The 23,959-nt window shown below is 69.7% G+C and carries 24 protein-coding genes and 2 pseudogenes; 12 read left to right on the top strand and 14 right to left on the bottom strand.

All coding sequences use genetic code 11. The annotated features are described in order from the left end of the window. Positions 1-61 precede the first annotated feature (61 nt). Positions 62-661, top strand: a complete 600-nt coding sequence (locus tag STRIP9103_RS15515) for a DinB family protein (RefSeq protein WP_009311958.1) — start codon at positions 62-64, stop codon at positions 659-661. Between the two features lie 52 nt (positions 662-713). Here STRIP9103_RS15515 and STRIP9103_RS15510 read toward each other — a convergent pair whose 3' ends face one another. Then, positions 714-1,250, bottom strand: a complete 537-nt coding sequence (locus STRIP9103_RS15510) for a GNAT family N-acetyltransferase (RefSeq protein WP_009311908.1) — start codon at positions 1,248-1,250, stop codon at positions 714-716. A 405-nt stretch (positions 1,251-1,655) separates the two neighbouring features. Here STRIP9103_RS15510 and STRIP9103_RS15505 point away from each other — a divergent pair, with 405 nt between their 5' ends. From STRIP9103_RS15505 to STRIP9103_RS15490, 4 genes are read left to right on the top strand one after another with little or no spacing between them, the layout of a single operon-like run. Beyond that, a complete protein-coding gene (locus STRIP9103_RS15505; RefSeq protein ID WP_009311918.1) occupies positions 1,656-2,621 on the top strand; it encodes an ABC transporter permease in 966 nt (321 codons plus the stop codon). Beyond that, entirely contained in the window at positions 2,621-3,610 is a 990-nt protein-coding gene (locus tag STRIP9103_RS15500) for an ABC transporter permease (protein WP_078613917.1), read from the top strand. Before STRIP9103_RS15505 ends, STRIP9103_RS15500 begins: the two co-directional genes overlap by 1 nt. Further along, positions 3,607-5,502, top strand: coding sequence for an ABC transporter ATP-binding protein (locus tag STRIP9103_RS15495; protein ID WP_009311891.1), 1,896 nt, complete (start codon positions 3,607-3,609; stop codon positions 5,500-5,502). The genes STRIP9103_RS15500 and STRIP9103_RS15495 overlap by 4 nt, the downstream gene beginning before the upstream one ends. Before the next feature lie 49 nt (positions 5,503-5,551). Continuing rightward, on the top strand, positions 5,552-7,240 hold the full coding sequence (locus tag STRIP9103_RS15490) for an ABC transporter substrate-binding protein (RefSeq protein ID WP_009311900.1): 1,689 nt from the start codon (positions 5,552-5,554) through the stop codon (positions 7,238-7,240). A 174-nt stretch (positions 7,241-7,414) separates the two neighbouring features. On the opposite strand, the gene STRIP9103_RS15485 is transcribed toward STRIP9103_RS15490, so the two are convergent. Then, entirely contained in the window at positions 7,415-7,624 is a 210-nt protein-coding gene (locus STRIP9103_RS15485) for a hypothetical protein (protein WP_009311933.1), read from the bottom strand. A 703-nt stretch (positions 7,625-8,327) separates the two neighbouring features. Between STRIP9103_RS15485 and STRIP9103_RS15480 the strand changes: the two genes are divergently transcribed. The 5 genes from STRIP9103_RS15480 to STRIP9103_RS15460 all read left to right on the top strand — a co-directional run bounded on the left by STRIP9103_RS15480 (position 8,328) and on the right by STRIP9103_RS15460 (position 11,782). Then, on the top strand, positions 8,328-8,669 hold the full coding sequence (locus STRIP9103_RS15480; protein ID WP_009311964.1) for an ArsR/SmtB family transcription factor: 342 nt from the start codon (positions 8,328-8,330) through the stop codon (positions 8,667-8,669). Next, on the top strand, positions 8,666-10,390 hold the full coding sequence (locus STRIP9103_RS15475) for a SulP family inorganic anion transporter (RefSeq protein ID WP_009311960.1): 1,725 nt from the start codon (positions 8,666-8,668) through the stop codon (positions 10,388-10,390). Before STRIP9103_RS15480 ends, STRIP9103_RS15475 begins: the two co-directional genes overlap by 4 nt. Next, positions 10,387-10,794 carry a pyridoxamine 5'-phosphate oxidase family protein gene (locus tag STRIP9103_RS15470; protein ID WP_009311952.1) on the top strand — a complete coding sequence of 136 codons (408 nt, stop codon included), beginning with the start codon at positions 10,387-10,389 and terminating at the stop codon, positions 10,792-10,794. Before STRIP9103_RS15475 ends, STRIP9103_RS15470 begins: the two co-directional genes overlap by 4 nt. Next, complete coding sequence (locus STRIP9103_RS15465; RefSeq protein WP_009311968.1) at positions 10,795-11,241, top strand: ATP-binding protein; 447 nt, start codon at positions 10,795-10,797, stop codon at positions 11,239-11,241. Between the two features lie 190 nt (positions 11,242-11,431). Then, positions 11,432-11,782 (top strand): ArsR/SmtB family transcription factor, encoded by a 351-nt coding sequence (locus STRIP9103_RS15460; protein WP_048820334.1) that lies wholly within the window; start codon positions 11,432-11,434, stop codon positions 11,780-11,782. Positions 11,783-12,242: 460 nt separating this feature from the next. Here the strand turns inward: STRIP9103_RS15460 and STRIP9103_RS15455 are convergent, their stop codons facing one another. The 3 genes from STRIP9103_RS15455 to STRIP9103_RS15445 all read right to left on the bottom strand — a co-directional run bounded on the left by STRIP9103_RS15455 (position 12,243) and on the right by STRIP9103_RS15445 (position 13,436). Next, positions 12,243-12,464 (bottom strand): hypothetical protein, encoded by a 222-nt coding sequence (locus STRIP9103_RS15455; RefSeq protein ID WP_048820333.1) that lies wholly within the window; start codon positions 12,462-12,464, stop codon positions 12,243-12,245. Positions 12,465-12,735: 271 nt separating this feature from the next. Beyond that, on the bottom strand, positions 12,736-13,161 hold the full coding sequence (locus STRIP9103_RS15450; protein ID WP_009311966.1) for a hypothetical protein: 426 nt from the start codon (positions 13,159-13,161) through the stop codon (positions 12,736-12,738). Next, on the bottom strand, positions 13,158-13,436 hold the full coding sequence (locus STRIP9103_RS15445; protein ID WP_009311919.1) for a hypothetical protein: 279 nt from the start codon (positions 13,434-13,436) through the stop codon (positions 13,158-13,160). Before STRIP9103_RS15445 ends, STRIP9103_RS15450 begins: the two co-directional genes overlap by 4 nt. A gap of 194 nt (positions 13,437-13,630) precedes the next feature. On the opposite strand from STRIP9103_RS15445, the pseudogene STRIP9103_RS15440 reads away from it, so the two are divergent. Next, positions 13,631-14,776 (top strand): annotated as a pseudogene (locus STRIP9103_RS15440) (tyrosine-type recombinase/integrase); the annotation flags it as partial. 49 nt (positions 14,777-14,825) lie between these two features. Here STRIP9103_RS15440 and STRIP9103_RS15435 read toward each other — a convergent pair. The 3 genes and pseudogenes from STRIP9103_RS15435 to istA form a co-directional block, all read right to left on the bottom strand. Further along, a pseudogene (locus tag STRIP9103_RS15435) lies at positions 14,826-15,485 on the bottom strand (IS110 family transposase); the annotation flags it as partial. Positions 15,486-15,540: 55 nt separating this feature from the next. After that, complete coding sequence (istB, locus tag STRIP9103_RS15430; RefSeq protein ID WP_009311904.1) at positions 15,541-16,311, bottom strand: IS21-like element helper ATPase IstB; 771 nt, start codon at positions 16,309-16,311, stop codon at positions 15,541-15,543. Beyond that, positions 16,308-17,480, bottom strand: coding sequence for an IS21 family transposase (gene istA / locus STRIP9103_RS15425; protein ID WP_456340147.1), 1,173 nt, complete (start codon positions 17,478-17,480; stop codon positions 16,308-16,310). Before istA ends, istB begins: the two co-directional genes overlap by 4 nt. Before the next feature lie 5 nt (positions 17,481-17,485). Between istA and STRIP9103_RS15415 the strand changes: the two genes are divergently transcribed. Beyond that, positions 17,486-18,678 (top strand): IS3 family transposase gene (locus STRIP9103_RS15415; RefSeq protein WP_234022211.1). Its coding sequence is split into 2 segments (ribosomal slippage): positions 17,486-17,753 and positions 17,753-18,678, totalling 1,194 coding nucleotides; the frame shifts between segments, so codons are not numbered across the junction. Between the two features lie 17 nt (positions 18,679-18,695). Here the strand turns inward: STRIP9103_RS15415 and STRIP9103_RS15410 are convergent. The 6 genes from STRIP9103_RS15410 to STRIP9103_RS15390 form a co-directional block, all read right to left on the bottom strand. Further along, positions 18,696-19,127: a hypothetical protein gene (locus tag STRIP9103_RS15410; protein ID WP_048820330.1), complete on the bottom strand. Its 432-nt coding sequence runs from the start codon at positions 19,125-19,127 to the stop codon at positions 18,696-18,698. A gap of 135 nt (positions 19,128-19,262) precedes the next feature. Then, the gene (locus tag STRIP9103_RS15405; protein ID WP_009311962.1) at positions 19,263-19,919 is read right to left on the bottom strand and encodes a hypothetical protein; all 657 of its coding nucleotides are present in this window, start codon (positions 19,917-19,919) and stop codon (positions 19,263-19,265) included. Between the two features lie 211 nt (positions 19,920-20,130). Further along, positions 20,131-20,700, bottom strand: coding sequence for an aKG-HExxH-type peptide beta-hydroxylase (locus STRIP9103_RS48365; RefSeq protein ID WP_063747287.1), 570 nt, complete (start codon positions 20,698-20,700; stop codon positions 20,131-20,133). A gap of 406 nt (positions 20,701-21,106) precedes the next feature. Beyond that, entirely contained in the window at positions 21,107-21,268 is a 162-nt protein-coding gene (locus STRIP9103_RS49910) for a hypothetical protein (RefSeq protein ID WP_009311934.1), read from the bottom strand. An 87-nt stretch (positions 21,269-21,355) separates the two neighbouring features. Further along, positions 21,356-22,075: a 2OG-Fe(II) oxygenase gene (locus STRIP9103_RS15395; protein WP_009311996.1), complete on the bottom strand. Its 720-nt coding sequence runs from the start codon at positions 22,073-22,075 to the stop codon at positions 21,356-21,358. Continuing rightward, on the bottom strand, positions 22,072-23,931 hold the full coding sequence (locus STRIP9103_RS15390) for a radical SAM protein (RefSeq protein ID WP_009311997.1): 1,860 nt from the start codon (positions 23,929-23,931) through the stop codon (positions 22,072-22,074). The genes STRIP9103_RS15395 and STRIP9103_RS15390 overlap by 4 nt, the downstream gene beginning before the upstream one ends. Positions 23,932-23,959: the final 28 nt, after the last annotated feature.

Below are 23,959 nucleotides of genomic sequence, written 5' to 3'. Positions count from 1 at the left end.
CCACAGCGCGCCACTCCGAAAGCCGGTGCGGCAGGGACCGCACGGGCACCAGACTGACCCCATGACCATCGCACCGGATGCCAAGGCCGACCTCCTCTTCTACCTCCAGTCCGCCCGTGACGCCCTGCTGTGGAAGCTCGACGGGCTTTCGGAGTACGACATCCGGCGCCCCATGACGCCGACCGGCACCAACCTCCTGGGCCTGGTGAAGCACGCGGCCAGTGTCGAACTGGGCTACCTGGGCGACACCTTCGGCCGCCCGCACGGCGAACCGCTCACCTGGCAGACGGCCGACGCCGACCCCAACGCGGACATGTGGGCCGCCCCCGACGAGTCACGCGAGTGGATCACCGACCTCTACCGCCGCACCTGGGCCCACTCGAACGCCACCGTCGACGCCCTGCCCCTGGACGCGATCGGCACCGTCCCCTGGTGGCCCGCCGACCGCAACAAGACCACCCTCCACCACGTCCTCACCCGCGTCATCGCCGACACCCACCGCCACGCGGGCCACGCCGACATCCTCCGCGAACTCATCGACGGCGCCGTAGGCATGAACGAGACCAACACGAGCATGCCGCCGGGCGACGCCGAGTGGTGGCAGGACCACCGCACCCGCCTGGAACGCGTGGCCGAAGAGGCGGCATCACGCGAGTCGTAGCAGGCGCCCGCATCCCCCGGTGACGGGTCGTGCTCGACCTGAGCGCGCTCGCTCACCCCCGCTCCACGACCAGCGACCACACCTCCACGTCATGCCGGACGCCGTCCAGGTCCAATGCCGAGCGCAGTACGCCCTCACGCCGCATGCCGAGGCGCCTGGCCACGGCGAGGCTGGAGGTGTTGGCGGTCGCCGCCGACCACTCCACCCGGGACAGGCCCCGGGTGTGGACGGCCCAGTCGATCAGATGGCGGGCGGCGAGGGTGACCAGCCCCCGGCCGCGGGCCTCCGGTGCGAGCCAGGCGCCCAGGGAGCAGGTTCCGTTGCGGGCGTCGAACGTGGCGAAACCGGCGCCGCCCACGAGGAGACCGTCGAGCCAGATGCCGTAGAGGCGCCTGCCGTCCCGGATCTGGTCCTCGGCGTAACCACGCAGCCAGGCCTCGGCCTTGGGCACGTCGTCGATGGCCGTCGCCCACGGCAGCCAGGGGGCGAGGTGGACCCCCGACCGTTCGACGAACTCGTGGAACTCCCGCGCCCGCCAGGGTTCGAGCGCACGCAACTCGGCCCCGGCGGCAAGGGGATGACTGAGCATGAGACTTCCGATCGACCAGGGAGGGAACGCTTGAGGCAGCGGCGCTCAGGCTAACCACGGCCGTCCCCGCCGGCCGCGGCCCCCCTTGCCCTCCACGGTCACCCCTCGGCCTCGGTGAACGCCGTAAGGCCCCTGGGCGTCAAGGGAGTTGAGACGACGTGGGTGACATGTGCGCATCCGGTTCTCAAGTCTTCAAGATCTTGTCTCGGTGGGAAGGCGGATCGTAGAGTTCCGGCGGACCGAGATGTAAGGCGCGGGTCGCCTCCTTCCCCACATCCGGTCGTGCGTCACATGTGTCACAGGTGTCACGGGTTACGTGCGTAGCGGGCGTGACGGGCGGCGGCCGACCGGTTGATCCCGGTCACAGGACGAAGCCCGCCCGGGGAAGGGTCGGTTCGTCCACGAATGGGCATCGCTGCCTTCGTCCTCAGACGGCTGTGCGCCGGGCTGCTCCTGCTGTCGGCTCTCAGCTTCCTGGTCTTCGCCCTGCTCGCCGCGAGCCCGGGCACACCGATCCAGACCCTCCTCGGCACCCGCCCCGCGACCCCGGAACTCGTGGCCGAGCTGCGCGCCCGGCACCACCTCGACGACCCCTTCGCCGTCCAGTACCTGCACTGGCTCTCCGACGCCGTTCACCTCGACCTCGGCCGGTCGATCTCCGTGCAGCCGGGCACCCCGGTCGCCGACATCATCTACGGCCGCATGGCCCTCACCGCCGAACTGGCGCTCTACTGCCTGCTGCTCGCCCTCCTGGTGGGCGTCCCCCTCGGCATGGCCGCCGGCATCCGGCGCGGCCGGACCGCCGACCGGGGCATCTCACTGCTGGCCACGGTCGGTTTCGGCGCCCCCGTCCACGCCCTGTCCATCGTCCTGCTGTACGTCTTCGGCGTCGTCCTGGGCTGGTTCCCGGTGTACGGCGCGGGTGAGGGCTTCGCCGACCGGGTCACGCATCTGACGCTGCCCGCCGTCGCGCTGGCGACCGTACTGTCGGCCGTCGTCATCCGGCAGACCAGGGCGGCCACCCTGACGGTGACGCGGCAGGACTACGTCACCTTCGCCCGACTGCGCGGACTGAGCCCGGCACGGGTCCTGTTCCGTTACGTGCTGCGCAACTCCGCGCCCCCGGTGGTCACCAGCGCCGGCCTCCTCCTCATCGCCCCGCTCGGCTCCGGCATCTTCATCGAGCAGGTGTTCTCCCTGCCCGGCGCGGGCTCACTCCTGCTGTCGGCGGTCGCCTCCGAGGACGTACCGGTCGTCCAGGGCCTCACCCTGCTGCTCGGCGCCCTCGTCATCGTGATCAACCTGCTCGTCGACCTGCTCACCTTCCTCCTCGACCCACGGATCCGCCTGCACGCGGAGGGGGAGTCCTGATGCCACACCCGGACCCCACCACGGATTCGGACGTCGCCACGAGCCCGCCCCCCGCCCCGGGCTCGGACCCCACTCCGGACCCCTCCGACGTACGGGGCCGGGGCCCGGGGCGTCCTCCCGTGCTGGTGGTCCTCGCCGCGGCGGCCGTCGCCGGCATCGCCCTGCTCGTCGTCGCGGGCGGCGGGCTCGCCCCGTACGACCCCGCGCACCAGGACCTGATGCGCGGCGCGGCCGGTCCCGGTGACGGGCACTGGCTCGGCACCGACAGCCTGGGCCGGGACGTCCTCTCCCAGGTCGTCGCCGGCACCCGCACGGCCGTGGTCGGCCCGCTCTGCGTGGCGATCGGCGTACTGCTGCTGGGCGTTCCCCTCGGCGTGGCGGCCGGATACCGCGGCGGCCTCCTGGACGCCGTCGTGAACCGGTTCGCCGACCTGATCTACGCCTTCCCCGCGATGCTGCTGGTCATCGTGGTGGTCGGGGTGATCGGCACCGGCGACGGGGGCGACGGGGGCGTCGGCGACGGCGGCACCGGCCAAGGGCTCGACAGCCAATGGCTCGGCGGCTACTGGCTCGCCGTCGCCGTCCTGACCCTGCTGTCCCTCCCGGCGCAGATCCGCCTCTGCCGCAACACCACCCTCGTACAGGCCCGGCTGCCGTACGTCGAAGCCGCCCGGACCCTGGGCCTGTCCGCCCCCCGGATCATGTTCCGCCACATCCTGCCGAACATCCTCCCCACGGTCCTCGCGACCTTCCTCCTCGACTTCGTCGGAGCGCTGATCGGCCTCTCCGGCCTCTCCTACCTCGGACTCGGCGTCCCCCCGGGCACCCCCGACTGGGGCGAACTCCTGCGCCAGGGCCAGAGCCTGCTCACCGTCAACCCCTACCTGTCCCTGGCCCCCGGCCTGATGATCATCATCACCGCGGTCGGTGTCACGCTCCTGGGAGACTGGATGTACGACCGCCGCACCGCCGGGACGGACCGGCGATGACGACGACAACGCCCGACGGCACGCTCCTGTCCGTACGCCACCTGCACGTACACGCGACGCGCACCCGGGGACGGCCGTCCCGGACCCTGGTCCGCGACGTCCGCTTCGACCTCGCCGCCGGCCAGACCCTGGGCATCGTCGGCGAGTCCGGCAGCGGCAAGACCCTGACCGCCCGTGCCGTGATGGGCGTACTCGCCGACGGCCTGCGGGCCGAGGGCGAGGTCCTGTTCGACGGCATCCCGCTGCTGGGCCGGCGGGAACGGGAGCTGCGTCCGCTGCGCGGCAGCCGCCTCGCCATGGTGCTGCAGGACCCGTTCACGGCCCTGAACCCGCTGCAGACCATCGGGGAACACCTGCGCGAGTCGCTGGCCCCGCGGGCGCGCCGGGACCGGGCCACCGCCGCCGCGGAGATCTCGCGCCGCCTGCGCGAAGTGGAACTGGACCCGGACACGGTCGCGGGCCGCTACCCCTTCCAGCTCTCCGGCGGCATGCGCCAGCGCGTGGCGCTCGCGGCGGCCCTGGCCCAGGACCCGGACCTGCTCATCGCGGACGAACCGACGACCGCCCTCGACGTCACCACCCAGGCGGAGCTCCTCGCCCTGCTGCGCCGGCTCAGGGCCGACCGCGGCATGGCCCTCGTCCTCATCACCCACGACCTGCGCGTCGCGTTCACCGTCTGCGACCGCGTGCTGGTGATGTACGCCGGGTCCGTACTGGAGGACGCCCCGGCCGCCGCGCTCGCCCGCTCCCCGCGCCACCCCTACAGCCTCGGCCTGATGCTGGCCGAGCCCCCGGTCTCCCACTACGTGGACCGGCTGTCCCCCCTCCCCGGCCAGGTGCCCCCGGCCGACGGCGTCGCCGACCGGTGCGCGTTCGCCGACCGGTGCGCATGGCGGCGCGACTCCTGCGTGACGGCCCGCCCCGACCTCGTACGCCTCCCGGACGACCGGGCCTCCGCGTGCGCGCGCGTCACCGAGATCGCCGACGAACTCCACGCCCGCCGACTCCACCCGATCACCCCGGGCACACCGCCCACCACCCCCGGCGGTGCCCCGTTCCTCGTCGTCGACGGCCTCACCAAGACCTACCGGAGGAGGTCATCGTTCGCCGTCCGCCCAAGAAGGACGGCGGCAAGGGCACCAGCGGAAACGGCGACAAGGACAGCGGCCGGCATCCCGGCGGCCCTGCGCGAGGTCTCGTTCGAACTCCGCGAAGGCGAGTCACTGGGCGTGGTCGGCGAGAGCGGCTCCGGCAAGACCACCCTCGCCCGCTGCGTCCTGGGCCTGACCACCCCCAGTACGGGCACGATCCGGCTCGGCGGCATCGATGTCAGCGACTACCGCCGCCTCAGCCGCCCCGACCTCCGCGAGGTCCGCCGACTGGTCCAGATCGTCTTCCAGGACCCGTACGCCTCCCTCAACCCACGCCTCACCATCGGCGCCACCCTGCGGGAGGCGGTGGCGGCACGCGGCAAGGACCATGCCGCCGACCCCGCCCACCAGGCCGCGGAACTCCTGGACCTCGTACGCCTGCCCGCCTCGTACGCGTACAAGCACCCGGGCCGGCTGTCCGGTGGAGAGCGCCAACGGGTGGCCATCGCCCGCGCGTTGGCGGTCCGCCCCAAGCTGCTGATCTGCGACGAACCGGTCGCGGCGCTCGATGTGTCGGTCCAGGCGCAGATCCTGGAGCTGCTGCGCGAGGTCCGCGCCGCGTACGGCACGGGTCTGATCCTCATCACCCACGATCTGTCGGTCGTCCGCCAGATGACCGACCGCGTCGTCGTACTGCGCGGCGGCGAGATCGTCGAGAGCGGCCGGACCACCGACGCCCTCGACTCCCCCCGCCACCCCTACACCCGACGTCTCCTCGCCTCGATACCGGGCGAGAGCTGACCCCTGCCCGAACCCCCCTGCCCGAACACCCCCACAAGGAAAGAAAAAGATGCCCCCCACCTCCTCCCCCACCTCCTCCGCCCGACCGCTCGCCAAGCCCTTCGCCCCCCGGCGGCGAACGATGCTGGCCACCGCCCTCCTGACCACCCTCACCACATTCGCCGCCACCGCCTGCACCGGCGCCAACGGCGACGACGCCGAGACCAGGAACGCGGCCAGAACGACGGACAAGGCGATACCGGTCGTCAATTGGGCGCTGCCCAACGCCCCGGCGTCGCTCGACTACGCCAAGAGCTACGACAACAACTCGACCGGCGCGGTCATGTCACTCGTGACCGAGCCCCTGGAGCGCGTCTCCAGCACCGGCGAGTTCACGCCCAACCTCGCCACCTCGGTGACCCAGCCGAACGCCACGACGATCGTGTACAAGCTCCGCTCGGGGGTGAAGTTCTCCAGCGGCGCGGAGATGACCGCGCAGGACGTCGCCTGGAGCATCGAGCACTTCTCGGCGGCCACGGCGCAGACCTCGGCCGTCGGCCAGCAGGTGGACAGTGTCGAGGTGACCGGTCCCATGGAGGTGACCGTGAAACTCAAGGCCCCCGTCCCGACGGCCCGCGCCGGCATCGCCATCACCACCCTCGTGGAGGAGGCCGAGTACGCGAAGGCGCACACGAAGACGCTGGGGAACGCGGGAACGGCACCCGTCGGCACCGGCCCGTACAAGGTCGCCTCCCACACCGCAGAGAAGATCACACTGGTCCGGAACCCGGAGTACACCCGCACACCCAGGCCATCCGCCGACAAGGTCGTCTTCTCCGTCATCCCCGACGACACGGCCCGCCAACTCGCCCTGCGCTCCGGCGACATCGACGGCGGCCCGATCACCGACCGCAAGAGCGCCGCCCAGTGGAAGGCCGTACCCGGCGCGACCGTCTACGCCTCCCCGTCCCTGTCGCAGGACTTCCTGGCCATGGACGTCACCCGGGCACCCTTCGACGACGTCCACGTCCGCAGGGCCGTCGCCCACTCGGTGGACCGCGCGGGCATCATGAAGGCCGCCTTCGGCTCGTACGCCCAGCCGATGACCGGCCTCGTCCCCGCCGGCGAACTGGCGGGCGTGGCCGGCTCCCGGCAGGCGGCCGAGGACTTCCTGGCCGACCTGCCCCAGTACGGGCTGAGCGAGGACGAGGCCAGGGCGGAGCTGGCGAAGTCGGCCCACCCGAAGGGCTTCTCGGCGACCATCGAGTACGTCAAGGACTATCCCTGGCAGGAACTCGCCGCCCTCAACATCCAGCAGAACATGAAGCCGCTCGGTGTGAAGATCACCCCGAAGCCGGTCACCGCGAACGAGTGGTACGGCAAGTTCTTCAAGCACGAACTGACCGACATCACCCTCCCCTTCGGCTTCGGCGCGAGCTACCCCGACCCGGCCCCCCTCCTCGGCAAGCTGGTCGGCAAGGCCAACATCGGCCCCCAGAAGATCAACATCGCCAACTGGACCACCCCGGAGGTCGACAGGGCCCAGTCGGTCGTCACCACCGCCGGTTCCGACACCACCCGCTGGAACGCCACCAGGACGATCCTCTCCGCCGTCGCCGACCAGGTCCCCTACGTCCCCCTCTTCACCGAGGACGAGGTCTACGCCGTCGGCCGGGGCCTCGCCTTCGAGGGCTCGGGCATCACGTCCTTCGACCTGTCCAACGGCACGTGGATCTTCCGGCTGAAGTCGACGACCTGACCGCTGCGCACGAAGCTCCTGGCAGTCACGGACGTCTTGGTGAGACCCCGTTGCCGCCAGGAGCTTCGTCGTTCCGTACAACCTGCGTCAGCGCCCGCATCCGGACCGTACCGACCGGCCGGAGGGGGCTCAGCGCATGGTGTGCGGGCTGTCGATCAGAAGGAGACCTGTCGATCAGAAGGAGACGTTGACGCCGACCTGGTGGTACTGGTCGACGGTGCCCAGGACCTGGTCCTTGACCGCGCCGACCTGGGCCAGGACATTCGCGTCGCTGACCGCCGTCGGGCCGGCGACGACGCTGACGTGCGGGCTCAGGCCACCGGAGACGTTGTCGAGCGCGGCGTCGGAGAGCTCTACGGTCTCGACCTGGGGAGCGGAGTTCATGAGGAGACTTCCCTTCGTATGGATGATCCACAAGGGGGGTGGCCCCGCTGGGGACAGATGGCGGGCCTCGGCCACAGGGGCGCGGCACCCGGTTCCGGAAACCTTTGTGCGACCCCCGCGGCGCAGAGGATCAAAGCACGGAGCTCGCCGGGCATCCAATCAACCAACGCTCCCACCAGGGCCGTTGAACGCCCAGGCGGCCATTCCGTGCCGACGGCCGCACGGCTTGAGAACGACTTCTCCACATACCTGCGCGGCACCGGGGGGCCACGGGTCTTGCCATCGCGATGCCGAACAGTGCACTCGGCGCCAACAGGGCACCATCGGGCAGACCGTTGTGCAGATCCACGGCGCCCTGTGGCGCGGTTGCGCAATCGATGTGCAGGTTCGCCGAAGCCGGAGTGCCGCTCCCCGCTCGGTCACCGGCCGCTGTCCGTACAGCGGCGGACCGTCGCGTCCAGGTGATCGTCACACCCGGCCCAGCCGCGGCCGGGCACCTCGCCGGCGTGCGTCACCGAAGGCGGGACCGATCCCGCCGGCCCGTCCATGGCGGGAGCGCCGATGCGGCAGCTTGATGCTGAATTGCAAAATTTCGCAATTGGCTAGATGCTGTGCTGGCTGTGCTCGCAGATAGCCGAGGGCGCAGCCTTTCGTATCCACCCCGACACCCCGAGGGGTGGGGCTCGCAGGGAAGCCGAGGGTCGTGTCCGTTCCGCTCTACCAGGCCAAGGCCGAGTTCTTCCGGATGCTGGGCCATCCCGTACGGATACGGGTGCTGGAGTCCCTGCAGGACGGACCGATGCCGGTGCGGGACCTGCTCACCGCCATCGGGGTGGAGCCCTCCGGCCTCTCCCAGCAGCTGGCCGTGTTGCGCCGCTCGGGGCTCGTCACCGCTACCCGCGAGGGCTCGACCGTTGTCTACGAGCTGGCCGGCGGGGACGTCGCCGACTTGATGAAGGCCGCGCGGCGAATCCTGACCGAGATGCTGGCCGGGCAGGGCGAACTCCTCGCCGAGCTGCGGAAAGCGGAGGTCGCCACGCGATGACCTCCCGGACCAGCCGGGCCTGGCCCCGGATCACCTCGCTGCTGCCCGCCCGAGCCGACCTGACGGAGATGCGCCGCGACCCGCGCCGGGATCTGCTGGCCGGGCTGACCGTGGCGATCGTGGCACTGCCGCTCGCCCTCGGCTTCGGCGTCTCCTCCGGGCTGGGGGCGGAGGCGGGCCTGGCGACCGCCGTGGTCGCGGGTGCGCTCGCCGCGCTCTTCGGGGGATCGAATCTGCAGGTGTCGGGGCCGACCGGCGCCATGACCGTGGTCCTCGTCCCCATCGTGGGCGAGTACGGGCCGACGGGCGTCCTCACGGTCGGTCTGATGGCCGGGGCGATGCTGGTGGCGCTGGCCGCGCTGAAGGCCGGCCGTTACATGCAGTACGTTCCCGCCCCCGTGGTCGAGGGCTTCACCCTCGGCATCGCCTGCGTGATCGGTCTGCAGCAGATCCCGAACGCCCTCGGCGTGCCCAAGCCGGACGGCGACCGGGTGCTGGTGGTGACCTGGCGGGCTGTCGAGGAGTTCGCCAAGTCCCCGAACTGGACCGCACTCGGCTTCGCCGTCGTCGTCGCGGTGGTCATGCTGGCCGGAGCGCGGTGGCGGCCGACCGTCCCGTTCTCCATCCTGGCCGTGATCGCCGCGACGGTCGTCGCGCAGGCCGCCGGGCTGGACGCGGCGCAACCGATCGGCGACCTGCCGTCCGGGCTGCCCGCGCCCTCGTTGTCCTTCCTCGACCTCGGTTCACTGGGCACCCTGCTCGCCCCGGCCGTCGCGGTCGCCGCGCTGGCCGCCCTGGAGTCCCTCCTCTCGGCGTCGGTCGCAGACGGCATGACCGTGGGCCAGAAGCACGACCCCGACCGGGAGCTGTTCGGCCAGGGCCTGGCCAACATCGCCGCCCCGCTCTTCGGCGGTGTCCCCGCGACCGGCGCGATCGCCCGGACCGCGGTCAACGTCCGCACGGGCGCGGGTTCCCGGCTCGCCGCCCTGACCCATGCCGCGATCCTCGCCGTGATCGTCTTCGCGGCGGCCCCCCTGGTCTCGAAGATCCCCCTCGCCGCACTCGCCGGAGTCCTGCTCGCCACCGCGATCCGCATGGTCGAGGTCGGCTCGCTGCGCGCCATGGCGAAGGCCACCCGCTCCGACGCGCTGATCCTCGTCCTGACCGCCGTCGCGACCCTGGCCCTGGACCTCGTGTACGCCGTCATCATCGGCCTCGCCGTCGCGGGCGCCCTGGCCCTGCGCGCCGTGGCCAAACAGGCCCGCTTCGACCAGGTCCCCCTCGACCGCGGCGACCACAGCGCCGAGGAGCACGCGCTGCTCGCCGAGCACATCGTGGCCTACCGCATCGACGGGCCGCTGTTCTTCGCCGCCGCGCACCGCTTCCTGCTGGAGCTGACCGAGGTCGCCGACGTACGGGTCGTCATCCTGCGCATGTCCCGGGTGTCGACGATGGACGCCACCGGCGCCCTCGTCCTCAAGGACGCCGTGGAGAAGCTGCGGCGTCGTGGCATCGCCGTCCTCGCCTCCGGGATCCGTCCCGGCCAGCGCCAGGTCCTCGACTCCGTCGGCGCGCTGGACCTGCTGCGCCACCAGGGCCGGGAGTACGCCACCACGCCCGAGGCGATCCACGCCGCCCGCGGCCACCTGGAGACGGCCGGAGTCCTGCCCGCCCCTACCGCACAGAAGCCCCGAACCGCCGGCGAGGAAGCCCTGCGATGAGCACTCCCCCCATCCCCCTCCGTATGGTCGAGGTCTCCGGTGCGGAGGCCCTGTGGCTGCTGGAAGGCAGCAGCCTGGGACGGCTGGTGTACGCGCAGCGGGACCTGACTGTCGTACGGCCCGCCCGGCATGTGTGGGAGTACGGCCGACTGGTCGTGCGCACGCCGGTCCCGGCGCCGGGGGTGCCCGCGACGGTGACGTACCACGTGGACGAGATCCGCGCCGTGCACGGCACCGGCTGGACGGTCACCGTCTGCGGACCGGCCGAGGTGATCACGGATCCCGACGAGGCCGCGCACCACCGGCGCACCCTGTCCGGCTGGGCCCACGGCCCGCACGACACCCTGCTGCGCCTGCGCCCCAAGACCGTGACCGGGTTCCGCCTCGTCCGTGAGGAAGCGTGAATGATCCCCACGCCGCCGGAAGCCCTGCCCTACCGGCACGTGGTCACGTTGCCGACCGAACCGTCCGCCGTCCGCCTCGCCCGCGAGACCGCCGAGCAGGCGCTGGTCGAGTGGGGAATAGGGCTACGCCATCCCACCGTGGACCCGGCCCTGCTGATTCTGAGTGAGCTGGTCACGAACAGCGTCCGGCACGCCGCTCTCCTCTCCCCGCAGGTGACCGTGGTCTACGCGTCGGGCCCGGACTGTCTGGCCTTCGCCGTCCATGACCGTCACCCGTATCAGCCTCCGCTGTACGGCGCGGTGACCGGCACCGGGTCGGGCGGTCTGGCCACCGTCATGGAGCTCACCCTCGCCCTGGGCGGCACGGCGGTCGTCCGCGCGGACGCCGACGGCCGCGGCAAGAGCATCTGGATCACCCTGCCCCTCCGCCCCCCTCACCAGAATTGACAAATTGCTAATCTCGGCAATTCGTGAGGACGTCACTTCCGGAACCGGTGGTCCGGTTCCTCCAGGCGGGTTCGGTGCGGCCGGTGGCGCACGCGAGGATGGGCCGCATGTTGTTGACGAGTGGGTGGACGCGATGCGCCGAGGCTCGGCCGGTGGGGCCGTGCCGTGGTGTCGGGGAGGCGACGGCACGATGAGTACGCCGCTGTACCAACTGAAGGCCGAGTTCTTCAAGACGCTCGGCCACCCGGCCCGCATCCGCGTCCTGGAGCTGCTGAGCGAGCGCGAGCACGCGGTCGCCGAGATGCTGCCCGAGGTGGGCATCGAGCCCGCGCACCTCTCCCAGCAGCTCGCCGTCCTGCGGCGCGCGAACCTGGTGGTGACGCGCAAGGAGGGCTCGACCGTCTACTACTCGCTCACCAGCCCGCACGTCGCCGAGCTCCTCCGGGTCGCCCGCACCATCCTCTCCGGCGTGCTGGCCGGGCAGGCAGAACTGCTCGCCGACCTGCAGGCAGCCCAGGGCGAGGCGAAGCCGCCGTCGTAGCGACGGCCCCCCTTGACCGGCGGCCGTCTCCCAGGAGCTCTCCCAGGAGAGCTGACCGCGCTCTGTGGTGTGCTCTGCGGTGCGCTCTGTGGTGCCGGGAGGCGGCCCCCTTCACCAGGATGCGCACGAAGGTCCCGACCAGCGAACCGGTCGGGACCTTCGTTTACGGGGACAGCCCCGCAGGCACCTGTCGAATCCACCGCTAAGCGGCCTTGGACCGCGCGGCACGCATGCCCGACACGGGCTCCTGTGCGTCCTCGAGCAGGAAGGTCTCGTCTTCCCCGAAGTCGGGGGCTTGGAAGGGGTTTGTCGCCGGAGGCGGCGATGCTGCGGTGGAACAGCGGAGTTGCCCTTCCACGGCGGAGAACAGCGATGTCGGATCGATGAGAGGTATCCCTTTCGTTACAGGCCCCTGAACGGGCCTGGCGTGCCGTGACCGGGCACTGCGGTCCTACAGGTCCTACAGCTTGGTCATCTTGGCGTACGGGCTCAGGATCCGCATTTGCGCCGAGCCGAAATCCACGAGCGCCGCGATTCCCTCCTCGATGCCGATCACCCGGCCGAGGCCATACACGTCGTGTGTGACCTGCTCGCCCACGGCGAAGTGCTTGGGAGCCGGTGTGACGGGGGCCTTGAAGGGACTGGTAGGCAAATGACGCTTCGGTGCAGCAGGCTTTGTCATTGCCCCTAGTATGCGCCTACCTGTATCCGGTTCGTTGTGACCGTCCACACAGCCTCGGACGGCAACACGCATGTGACCGGGACCTTGCTCCGCAAGGTCGCCAGCAAGTCAACTCGTGAGGGGTTGCCCCCCACGCGCTTTCCACATGTTCGTCCGGGCGTTCGGGGAGGGCCGGGGGCGTTCTGACCTGCGGTGGAGCGGGGGGTGGCGGGCGTCTCGGACGACGCTGAACGGGGGTGAGCGAGACCAGGACTGAGACCGGAGCGCCGGGTCATACCTTCTTGACGACGATCGACTCCGGGACCAGCTTCTCCAGGTCGTCCACGTCCGAGGCGAAGACGGTGACCTGCCCCTTCTGCTGTCGCGCGATGACGGCGAGTATCGCGTCGATCGCGCACTTGTGGCCGTGCAACTTCGCGTTGGCCAGGAGCCGGCGGGCCTGGCGGGCCTCGTCCTTCCCGATCTCGGCGACCTTGAGCCGGGAGAGCACCCAGTCCCAACGCTGCTCGGTGGTTCTGCCGTCGTACGCCTCGACCAGCGTCATGGGGGACGTCACTACCTCGGCCTCGCCTCGGGCCGCGAGGTCGAGCCAGGCGATCATCTTGCGGTCGCCGCGCACGACAAGGGACAGGGCTTTGTAGTCGAGTACGAAGATGCGCAGGGGCCGCTGCCCGTGCCCGGTGGCACGCTTCTTCACACGGCCTCTCCGGCGTCGTGCTTTCCTGCGGTGCGGCGGCGCTCGTGCTCGGCGTCGAGATCCTCGAGTTCCTCGAGCGCTGCCGTGCGCTCCTCCTCTGTGAGGGGGCCGTGTTCCTCCTGCAGCCAGTCGGACAGTTCCCGCAGCCGGTCCCGGTCGCGCTTGAAGCGCAGCGCCTCTGCGACGTACGCCGACAGCCCTCGCTCTGCCGCCTCCGTACGGATCTCGTCCAGGAGATCCTCGGGGATCGTCACCGTCACCTTCTTGGTTGCCATACGAGAGACCATACTCTTGGTACAAGCGCCCTTACCAGCGGCTGCTGCGATCGGTCGGAGGCAGGAAACCAATGGTCAATCTGTGAGGCTTTCCCACGCATGATGGCCGGCTATACCGCTTCACTCGGTCATCTCGCGTCGTTCACTCTCACCAGCGCATGTACCAGAGAGTGCGGATAGTTGCCCTTCACGGCGGTGAGCCCGACCGCCGTCACATCGAGCGCAAGACAAAGGCTGAGGTGACCAAGGCGGTCCGCGAGATGGAGCGGGCTCGGGACGACAAGAAACTCAGGAAGCCGGGGCAGAGCTGGACGCTTCAAGCCTGGCTTGAGCACTGGGTCGAGAACATCGCCAAGCCGTACGTCTCCGAGAACACGTACGACGGCTACGAGGTGGACGTCCGGGTTCACCTCGTGCCCGGCCTGGGCGCCCACAAGCTCGACAAGCTGGAGCCCGAACACCTGGAGCGCTTCTACCGGAAGATGCAGGACTCGGGGAGCGCGGCCGGCACCGCCCACCACGTCCACCGCACGATCCGGGTCGCCCTGGGTGAAGCGGTCCGACGTGGACACGTGGCCACCAACGTGGCGGAGATCGCCAAGGCTCCGCGCCTCGAAGAGGAGGACATCGAGCCGTACACGATCGAAGAGGTTCAGAACCTGCTCGTGGAGGCGGCCAAGCTCCGGAACAGCGCGCGCTGGGTCGTCGCCCTGGCCCTCGGGCTCCGCCAGGGGGAGGCGCTGGGGCTGCACTGGGAGGACGTCGACCTGGAGGCGGGGTACGTCCGCATCCGCAAGAACCGGCTGCGTCCCAAGTACGCACACGGCTGCGGGGACAACCCGTGTGGCCGGAAGGCTGGCTATTGCCCCCAGCGCCAGCAGGTCCGCCGGGAGTTCAAGTCCACCAAGTCCCGCGCGGGACGTCGTACGGTCGGCCTGCCCGACCCGCTGATCAAGCTGCTCCGTCAGTACCAGGACGAGCAGGAGAAGGACCGGATCGCCGCCGGTGCCGACTGGGAGGACAAGGGGTACGTCTTCGCCTCCCCGGTCGGCGGGCCGCTCAGCCCGAACACCGACTTCCCCACCTGGAAGCGGCTCCTCCGGGACGCGGGTGTGCGGGACGGCCGTCTTCACGACGCTCGCCACACCGCCGCGACCGTCCTTCTGATCCTCGGCGTCCCGGACGTCGTGATCGACTCGATCATGGGTTGGGAGCCTGGGGGAGCGGCACGCATGCGGGCCCGCTACATGCACGTGACGGGGACCATGCTCCGCAAGGTCGCGCAGCAAGTCGGCGACGCCCTGTGGGAGCCGTCCACGACGGGCCGAGAACCCAACTGAGACGGAAACTGATTCGAAAATCCCCCCTCCACGTGTCGGTAGCGGATGGTCAGACGGATCCTTCCGTCTGAAGGGTCACGTGGTAGCCGAGTTGGTTGAGCTGGCTGACCAGGCGCCGTGTCTGCCGGGCCCGGCCGGTGCGTTCGATGAAGTACCGGCCGCCGAGGTCGGCGTATTCGGCGTCGTGGGTGAACATGTGCCAGACGGAGATCAGGATCGAGTGCTGGAGGGCGACCAGTGCTCTCTTCTTGCCGCGGCGGGAGGCGATGCGCCGGTAGCGGGCGGCGAGGTAGGTGTCCTTGGTGCGCGAGGCGGAGACGGCTGCCTGGCCGAGGGCGGCCTTGAGCCAGGGGTCGCCGTGACGGGTCCTGCCCGGGCCTGTTCTGCCGCCGGACTCGTTGTTGCCGGGGCAGACGCCGGCCCAGGAGGCCAGGTCGGCGGCTGTCGGGAAGCGGGCGATGTCGTCGCCGATCTCCGCGAGGATCACCTCGGCGGTGCGGGTGTTCACACCGGGAATGGTCACGAGCAGGTCGATGCGGCGGCGTAAAAGTGCGATCTGTTCGTCGATCCGCTCATCGAGCCGCTTCTCCATGGCGGTGCAGGCGTCGATGCGGTCGAGCATCACGCGGACCAGGAACGCGTGATGGTCGATGAAGTGGCCGGTCAGGGCCTCGATCAGAGTGTCGGTCTTGCGCCGCATGGAGCCCTTTGTCCGCGTACTCGTCTGAGTGCGCCACCGAGTACGAAGTTATGTGCACCGCTGTTCAGGCCACGTCGGTGTCCCGCTCGATGGCCTGGAGGCGGTTCTTGAGCCGGTAGCTGTTGCCGTTGATCGGGACGACCTCGCAGTGGTGCAGGAGGCGGTCGAGGATCGCCGTGGCCAGAACCTCGTCGCCGAAGACCTGGCCCCACTCGCCGAAGGTCTTGTTCGACGTCAGGATGATCGAGCCCTTCTCGTAACGCTTGGAAATGACCTGGAAGACCAGGTTTGCCTCGGCTCGCTCAAGAGGCTGGTAGCCCACCTCGTCGACCACGAGAACGCTGGGGCGGAGGTAGCCGGTGAGCTTGCTCATCAGCCGACCATGGTCCTCAGCAGCCTTGAGGTTGCGGACCATGTCGTCGAGGCTGGTGAAGTGGATCGAGTAGCCGGCCCGGCAGGCCGCGACCGCGAGGGCAACGGCGATGTGGGTCTTGCCGGCCCCGGGCGGCCCGAGCAGAGCGACGTTGGCCTTGTCCTCGATGAAGGAGAGGGTGGCCAGGTCCTTGACCTTGCGCGGGTCGAGTTCGGGCTGGAAGGAGAAGTCGTAGTCCTCCAGCGTCTTGTGGTGCGGCAGCTTCGACAGCCGCAACCCATTGCGGAAGCGGCGGTCGTCTCGGACCGCGAGTTCCTCGGCCAGGACCAGGTCGAGCGGATCGAGGTAGCCCATCTTGGCCTCGTCGGCCCGCTGGACGTACTGGTTCAGTGCCTCGGCCAGGTGCGGCAAGCCGAGCTTGACGGCGGTCGTGCGGATGCGGGTGCTGGTCAGCTCGCTCAACGGGCTTCCTTGGTCGGGGCGGTGGAGGTGAATGGGCGGGTGCCGGTCAGCTCGTCATAGACCGACAACGGACGGCGGCCGACCTCGATGTGGGCGGCTGCGGTCCGGTTCAGCAGAGCCTGCAGCGGTCCGGTCTCCGGTCCTGCCGGCTGGCTGCGGCGGGGTGGAGGCAGAGCGTCGTCGCCCGTGGTGACGCGGCGGCCGGCACCGGTGGGCAGACCGTCCCAGTGCGTCTCGTCGACGATGCGGGCCCCGCGGCCGACCGCCCGGGAATGAACCGCCAACAGAGTCTGACCGCCTGCGTCGGGAACGGTGGAATGCAGCATGACCTGGGACTTCGTGGCCCGGATCTCGACCAGTTGGCGGGGGCGGACCTTGCGGGCGGGCACCGAGTAGAGGTTTGCGTCGAAGGCGACCAGGCAGTCCTTGCCGACGTGCCGCAGATACCGCTGGGCGACCACATAGGGGATCGCTGGGAGCGGGCGGAGGGCCATGTGATCGCGCACGGCCCTGTGGCCGATGACTTCACCGTGGGTGCCGTGGACCTTCGCCCGCCGCAACGGCACCCAGGCCGCGAAGGCGGCGTTCATCTCCTTGATCGAGGAGAATGCCCGGCCGGCCAGGACGTGGTCGCGGACGATGCCGACCTGTCGCTCGACCCGGCCCTTGCCCTGGGGCCGGTAGGCGGCCAGCACATCGATGTCGAAGTCGTAGTGCCCGGCGAAGGCGACCGCCTCCGGATGGAGCGGGACCGCCTCTCCAGGAGCCACGTGTCGGCGCACGACCGTCTTCGTGCGGTCGTAGACGATGCTCATCGGCACCCCGCCGAAGTGCGCGAACGCCTGACGATGGCAGTCGAAGAACGTCGCCAGGTCCTGGCCGGTGGTGAAGCAGCAGAACGGGTCACGCGAATACGACAGCGTCATGTGGAAGGAGTAGACCTTCGGAATGCCGACATGGGCGAGGATCTTGCCCTCATCGCCCCAGTCCACCTGGGCCTGAGCACCTGGGACAACCTCGAACCGCCGGTGCAGACCAGCCAGTTCCCCTGCGCTGATGCCCAGGTCCTCTGCGATCCGGGGCCGGGCTTCCTGCAAATTAGTGAGCTGACCCCGGTTTCGTGGAGTTCCTGAAGCCAGGCTTATGATCCTGGCCCGAAGGAGAACCACGAGCAGTGCCAGCACCACGCAAATATCCGGACGAGCTCCGCGAGCGGGCCGTCCGCGAGGTCCGCACCACCGGCCGACCGATCGCGCATGTCGCGAAGGACTTGGGCATCCACAAGGAGGCTCTGCGCGGCTGGGTCCGCCAAGCCGAGGCGGACACCGGTGAACGCGACGACCGGCTGACCACCGCCGAGCGGGAAGAGCTGAGGCAGCTCCGCCGGGAGAACGCGGAGTTGCGGCGGGCGAACGAGATTCTGAAGGCCGCGAGCGCGTTTTTCGCGGCGGAACTCGACCGTCCCCGGACGAGGCCGACCAGGTGATCGAGCACCTCAGGGACAAGGGCCTCGGGGTCGGGTTCGCGTGCCGGGTGCTGGGGCTTTCCGAGTCGGCATACTACGCGCGCAAGAAGCGGCCGAAGTCCGCCCGCCGGCTGCGTGACGAGCAGCTCATGCCGCTGATCGAACAGGTCCATGTCGAGTCCGGCGGCACTTATGGCGTCCGCAGGATCACCCGCGCGCTGCGGCGCAAGGGTGTGCACGTGGCTCGCTGCACCGTGGAGCGGCTGATGGCCGAGCTGGGCCTGGAGGGCGTCATCCGCGGCCAGCGGCGCCGCACCACCGTGCCGGAGCCGTCGGCGCCCAGGCCGCCGGACCTGGTCGACCGCAATTTCACCGCGAGCCGGCCCGACCAGCTCTGGGTGGCCGACATGACCTATGTCCGCACCTGGACGGGCTGGGTGTACGTGGCGTTCGTCCTGGACGTCTTCTCCCGGACGATCGTCGGCTGGCAGGTCGCGAACCACATGCGAACCGAACTCCCGCTGGATGCACTGGAGATGGCGCTGTGGAGACGCCGGATCAAGAAAGACTCCGGCCTGATCCATCACAGCGACCGCGGCTCGCAATACGTATCCATCCGGTACACCGACCGGCTCGCCGAGATCGGCGCAGCCGCCTCGGTCGGCTCCGTCGCGGACAGCTACGACAACGCGATGGCCGAGGCGCTCAACGGCACCTTCAAGGCCGAGCTGATCGAGATGCAAGGCCCATGGCGGGACTTCGACCAGGTCGAGCGGGCGATCTTCCAGTGGGTCACCTGGTACAACGAGGAACGCCTGCACTCCGCACTCGACTACGTACCGCCCGCCGAGTACGAACGCGACTGGTGGCGACAACAGCAAGCCACCTTGCAGTCCGCCTGAAACAAGACCGCCGGACTCTACGAAACTCGGGGCAGCTCACCGGCGAGCGGCCTCTGTCCCATGTAGTACTCCAAGGTGATCTGCATCCCGTTGAGTGTCTCTACCAGCCGCTCGAGTTGTGTCTTGGTGTCCTCCAGCTCGCTTCGATAGGATTCCGCGCGCCTTTCCGCCGCGACCCGCCCCTCTTTCTCCTTAGCGACGCGGCGTAGGGCTGCAGGCGGGAGGGTGCGGTCTCCTCCATGGGTGGATCCGGGGATACCGAGCTGTTGCTTACGCTTGTGCACCCAACCGTTCACGGTCCTGCGCGGGACCTCGTATTCGACGCTCAGCTCCAGCACGGTCTTGGTCCCGGCGATAACGAGATCCGCCAGTTCCGCGCGCTTCTCCGGTGACAGCTTTGACTGGAACTTCACTGCGTACCTCTGCCTTTCGATCAAGGGCTGTCTCACGCGAGGTAACTTCGCCTGGGCGGGAGAGGTGCGAACGTAGACGGAATCCCATCCGACTGTGCGACTAATGCTGTTGAAGGTGACGCCTCGTCAACGGAATGGGGGCGGGAACTCCGGTCTCATGGGCGTACAGGTTCACTGGACTGAACCGTTCGGGCGGATCACGAGGCCCCAACCGTGGCTCAGGGGGTGCTGGCCGGCTTGGTGGGCGTGGCGCTGCTCGTTGATCCACTGCTCGACCTGGTCCACAGATTCGGTGATTGGCCGGTCCGTGGTGTCGAGCACCTGTGTGCGCCATCGGGGATCGCCGGTATTCCAGCCGGTCCAGCGGTCCCAGACCATCTCGGGCCAGCTGTTGTCGATGATGACGTCGGGCCGGTGGGACGGGTCGTGGGCGTGCTTGCGGTGCCATGCGGCCCAGCCGATGTAGGCGTCGATCGCCTCGGGGTCCCATCGTCCGGGGTCACGCTCGGCGAGGCGAGCGCGTCGGACCGGGTCAGCGACATCGACCAGGCACACGGCGATGCCGTCCAGAAGCGGGGCGGAGGGCGCGGCCAGCAATTCGCCCAAGGGGGACTGCCCGCTGAGCAGAAGGTCGACGCCGCGGTCCTGGTAGTCCAACGCGCGTCGCACCCACATCTCGGTCATGCGATGGCGCCAGCGCAGGTCGGCGTCCTCCGGCACACCGAGCTCATCGGTGTCGTGCACGGCCAACTTCCCGAGCTGACCGGCCGCCGCGAAGGCGAGGGTCGTCTTGCCCGAGCAGCTTGACCCGGTGAGCTTGAACAGCATGGCGCCAGGGTGCCAGCAGCAAGGCGCCTTCCACGATCGGTTTCCCTGCGGCCACCCACCTCCGCCTGATGCCGGTACTGGGCGTGGAAGAGCGCTGACCCTCATGAACGATCGAGGCTAAGCGGTCGTACGGAGCCATCTGCAGGGCCGACTATCCGAACTGAGCCACTAGCCGCGGACGAACCGAGGGGGATTGCCTCCTGCCGAACGCCTACAAGCAGAATGGTGATCCTTCTGATCCCGCCGGACCCACGACCTTGCCGACTGCGCGACCGATCCGTTCACGAATCTCGTGTGCGGTCACGTACGAGAGGGCCTGTTCCAGTTGCTTGGTGGCGGCAGCGAAATGAACCTCTTGTTGGCGGAGGTGGGCGTCGAGAAAGGGGGCGACGGTCAAGGTGGCGCTGCGCCGAGCCTCTCGTGTGTAGAGCACGGTGAGGGCGAACGCCCAGCACGCATGGAGGAATCCGAATACGGGACGGTCAGTGCCTCGCCAGGGCGAGAAGAAGGTGACGTCCGTGGGGAGGCGCACGTCGTGTGCTGCGAGGGCGTCGTTGAGCCAGTTGTGGGCGGCCTCGTGGATCAGGTCGCGGGCCAGGACCTCGGGGTGGGCGGTGTAGTCGGTGAAGACGGTGCCCGGGAGGCGGGTGAGGGCCCAGCTGTGGAGGGTCTCGTCGAGTCGACGACGGTTGAGCAGGCAGATGACGGGGGGCGTGCTGGGTGAGCAGGTTCCCGAAGCCGTGCTCGGTCGCGGAGGCGGTGGCGGCACGAACGAGGCCATGGGCCTTGGGTGAGGCAGGGCTGCTGTCGGGGCCGACGAGGTAGTACGCGGTTTCGGAGATCTCCGAGCGGAGCATCTCCGCGCTGCGCGGGTTGAGCACGATGTGCGGGCCGGCCGACAGATGGGTCAGGTCTCCCACCGTCGTACGGCGGTACCAGTCGAGACGGTCCGTGTCCCGGGCGCGCGCCGCGTGTTCGGCGCCTTCGAGCAGATGGTGGGCCACGGCGTAGTCGAGGGCGGACGAGCCGAGACGGTTGGCGAGTACGGAGGTGATACGGCTGGTCCGTACGCGCTGATGGTCAGCGATGCCGCCGAGGGCGACCAGGGCTTCCGGGGAGAGCGCGCTCATCTGGGGCTCCGGTGGTGGTACGGGGCCGGACCGGGACGGGCCCGGCCCCGTGGCGGGTCAGGACTCGGTGGTGGGCTCAGCGGCGTCGTGCTGCACCGTGGTGGCCAGCCAGGTCTCGGTGGCCGCGTTGGAGGTGTGCGCGGTGGTGCGCACCGGGTCGCTGTCGCGCAGGGACGCGAGTGCCTCCAGGAACTCGTCGAACGTCTTGTCTTCTGCCACTGCTCGCTCTCTCCTCTGGTCGGGGCCGTGGGTTGGGGAAGTGGCTGCGGGGCGGGCCGCGGGGGCCGGTCATGGCGGGGAAGCCTCCTACTCGGAGACGAAGAGCGTGAGGAACTTGCGAACGCGGCCGGCGCGGACAGGTTCGGTGCCGTGGACGAGCTGACTGCCGAAGACCATGAGCGTGCCGGGAGCGGGTGCGACGCTCCATCGTGTGCGGGGCATGGTGCGGAACCAGGGGGAGGACATGTCCGTCCCGTCGTGTGCGAAGCGCATTCCCTGGGCGTAACCCGATCCGATCGGCGCCTCGTCGGCGGTCCAGAGGGCGTCGCTGCCTGTGGTCTCCACGTAGAACGCGCCGCCGGTGTCGTGGATGTCTGTGAGCGTGACCGTCGCCGCGGCGATCTGGCGGGGACGGGTGAGGGGATCGGGGGCGATGCCATCGGCATGCGGGGTGATGTACTGGCCGGGGCCGTATTCGAGGTAGATCCACGGCCGGTGGCCGGTGATCGACGGTAGCGTGCGCGCGATCGCGGCCATGTGGAGCTTCAGGGCCTGGTCGAGGAGGGTGGTCGCCTCGTACGGGATCTCGGTGACCTCGATCCGACCCGCTGGCTCGTAGACGTCCTGCGCCTCGGCGGGTGAGTGACCGGGGATCTCATGGATGGTGGTACGGCGGGCCGTGCCGTACCGGTCGCGCCCGATGGAGCTGAGCGTGTCGTCCATGACGAGGTTGAGTCGCTCGATCTCGTCCGGCTTGAGGAAGCCCTCCACGGTACGGGTGGACAGAGTCTCGGCTATGTGGATCACTGATCGCCTCCGCATGCGCAGGGGATGGAGGGCGGGGCAGAGACGGCTTCGGTCAGGGCCTCCGTGAGTACGTGCACCGCTTGGGCGAGGTCCTCGAAGTACTCGGCCGCCGTGGTGCCGGCAGCGGGTACGAGATGGAGGTCGAGCGCCGGATACACCCGGCCGGTGGTGCGGCAGGCGAGTTCGCTGCGACCGAGGACCAGCGAACACGCGCCCGGCAGGGAGGACGCGGCTCGGCTGGCGGCACGGCACAGGCGCACCGCTGTACGCGCGTACTCGGCGCGGTCGCGCGGCAGGATGCCGACCGAGAGGAACCGGGGCTCGGCTCCGGGAAGGTCGGCGTAGGCGTGGCCCTGGCAGCTGTCGTAAGTGACGGCGTTCCAGCCTGAGGTGAGCACGTCGACGACCGGGCGGATGCCGGGTTCGATGCCCTCGTACCACTGGGGATGGTGAGGGTCGAGATCGTCTGCCTCGTGCACGCCAGGGAGGCCGACCGTGTTGATGTTCCCGTTGGCGCTGACCTGGAGACGCGCGGGCGAGCGGGGAACAGCGGGGTCGTCCCAGCGGGCCAGGAAGGCGGAGACGTGGTGCATGTTGTTGGGGCGGACGGGACGCCAGCGCAACCGGGAACATGAGGCACCGGGCGGGAGGTCTGGCTGGGCGAGGAGGGCGGCGACGCCGTCGATCAGGCGCATGCGGTGGTCGCAGTACGCGTCTTCGTCGCCCGCAGCGGCGAAACGGAGGCGGACCGCCGGGCAGCCTGCGCCGCAGGTGTCGCGGTAGTCGCAGGTCGTGCACCTCGTGACCAGGGAGCGTGCCTGCTGAAGCAAGGGAGAGCCGCCCTGGGCGCTGGCCACGTCTGCCTCGGTGTGGACGTCGCCGAGGGAGGCGAGGCCGGCCTGCGGCCAGGGCAGCTCGTCACAGCTTCCCAGGCGGTCATCGGGATAGAGGGTGAGGATGTGGTCGCACTTCAAGTCGGAGAAGTGACAGGAACGGGTCCCCAGACCCTTCAGACGGCGGATGACGGAGACGACGGGCTCCAGCTTGACGCGGCGGCACACGCCGTCGGCGACCCAGTGGTGGGCGGCCTCCAACACGAAGTCGGCGTACTGACGAGGCGTGACGGCCCAGGCCGGGCCGGTGGGTCCGACGGCCCGTCGCTGGAGTGCTCGACTGGTCGGCGCACGAGATCCGACCACCGTGGTCGAGCGGGTGACCGCCGCGTCGAAGCACGGCACCAGGCTGACCGTCGTCACGGCGGGAAAGGAGGCAAGGTGCTTCATGACCTCGGAGGCCCGGCCGAGGACGTACGGGGTGACGGCGCAGATGACGCCGACGCGGCGTTCCCGACGGCCGAGGAGCTCCAGGGCTTCGACCACTCGCGGGTACGTGGGGCGGCCGTCGTAACCCACGCGCCACGAGTTCCCCAGCGCGTCCCCGTCGAGGGAGATGCCGATCTCCAGCTCCGGACAGTGCCGCTCGAACAGGTCCAGCCAGGCGTCGTCAAGCTGGAGACCGTTGGTCTGGAGGCTCACGCGGATGACGTTCGGCTGTGCGGCGAGCGCGTCCAGGATCTCCGCGATCCGTTCCCGGCCTGCTGTCAGGGGCTCCCCGCCGTGGAGTTCGACGCTGAGTGGACGCCCGGAGAAGATCGAACCGAGGCTGTGGACCTGTTCCGTGCTGATACGGGCGCCGCCCGGTGACTCCTTGCGCTTCTCGAAGCAGTACAAGCAGTCGATGTCGCAGGTTTCTCCCCGCAGCTTGAGGATGACGGAGACGGCCGTGTCCGGCCCGGTGCTCGGCATTGGGGCGTAGAGACTCTCCAGGTCGGTGGAGGCGGTGCGGGTGACGGGCATCAGAGACCTCCCGAGGAGGAGAGGCGCG

Source organism: Streptomyces ipomoeae 91-03, from assembly GCF_000317595.1.
In the GTDB taxonomy this organism is placed as follows: Bacteria; Actinomycetota; Actinomycetes; order Streptomycetales; family Streptomycetaceae; genus Streptomyces; species Streptomyces ipomoeae.
This window is presented reverse-complemented; position numbering and strand designations above follow the sequence as displayed.

Coding starts and splice junctions, on each gene's coding strand:
- STRIP9103_RS15515 (WP_009311958.1), top strand. CDS start 62: ATGACCATCGCACCGGATGCCAAGGCCGACCTCCTCTTCTACCTCCAG.
- STRIP9103_RS15510 (WP_009311908.1), bottom strand. CDS start 1,250: ATGCTCAGTCATCCCCTTGCCGCCGGGGCCGAGTTGCGTGCGCTCGAA.
- STRIP9103_RS15505 (WP_009311918.1), top strand. CDS start 1,656: ATGGGCATCGCTGCCTTCGTCCTCAGACGGCTGTGCGCCGGGCTGCTC.
- STRIP9103_RS15500 (WP_078613917.1), top strand. CDS start 2,621: ATGCCACACCCGGACCCCACCACGGATTCGGACGTCGCCACGAGCCCG.
- STRIP9103_RS15495 (WP_009311891.1), top strand. CDS start 3,607: ATGACGACGACAACGCCCGACGGCACGCTCCTGTCCGTACGCCACCTG.
- STRIP9103_RS15490 (WP_009311900.1), top strand. CDS start 5,552: ATGCCCCCCACCTCCTCCCCCACCTCCTCCGCCCGACCGCTCGCCAAG.
- STRIP9103_RS15485 (WP_009311933.1), bottom strand. CDS start 7,624: ATGAACTCCGCTCCCCAGGTCGAGACCGTAGAGCTCTCCGACGCCGCG.
- STRIP9103_RS15475 (WP_009311960.1), top strand. CDS start 8,666: ATGACCTCCCGGACCAGCCGGGCCTGGCCCCGGATCACCTCGCTGCTG.
- STRIP9103_RS15470 (WP_009311952.1), top strand. CDS start 10,387: ATGAGCACTCCCCCCATCCCCCTCCGTATGGTCGAGGTCTCCGGTGCG.
- STRIP9103_RS15465 (WP_009311968.1), top strand. CDS start 10,795: ATGATCCCCACGCCGCCGGAAGCCCTGCCCTACCGGCACGTGGTCACG.
- STRIP9103_RS15460 (WP_048820334.1), top strand. CDS start 11,432: ATGAGTACGCCGCTGTACCAACTGAAGGCCGAGTTCTTCAAGACGCTC.
- STRIP9103_RS15455 (WP_048820333.1), bottom strand. CDS start 12,464: ATGACAAAGCCTGCTGCACCGAAGCGTCATTTGCCTACCAGTCCCTTC.
- STRIP9103_RS15445 (WP_009311919.1), bottom strand. CDS start 13,436: ATGGCAACCAAGAAGGTGACGGTGACGATCCCCGAGGATCTCCTGGAC.
- STRIP9103_RS15405 (WP_009311962.1), bottom strand. CDS start 19,919: ATGCTGTTCAAGCTCACCGGGTCAAGCTGCTCGGGCAAGACGACCCTC.
- STRIP9103_RS48365 (WP_063747287.1), bottom strand. CDS start 20,700: ATGGCCTCGTTCGTGCCGCCACCGCCTCCGCGACCGAGCACGGCTTCG.
- STRIP9103_RS15390 (WP_009311997.1), bottom strand. CDS start 23,931: ATGCCCGTCACCCGCACCGCCTCCACCGACCTGGAGAGTCTCTACGCC.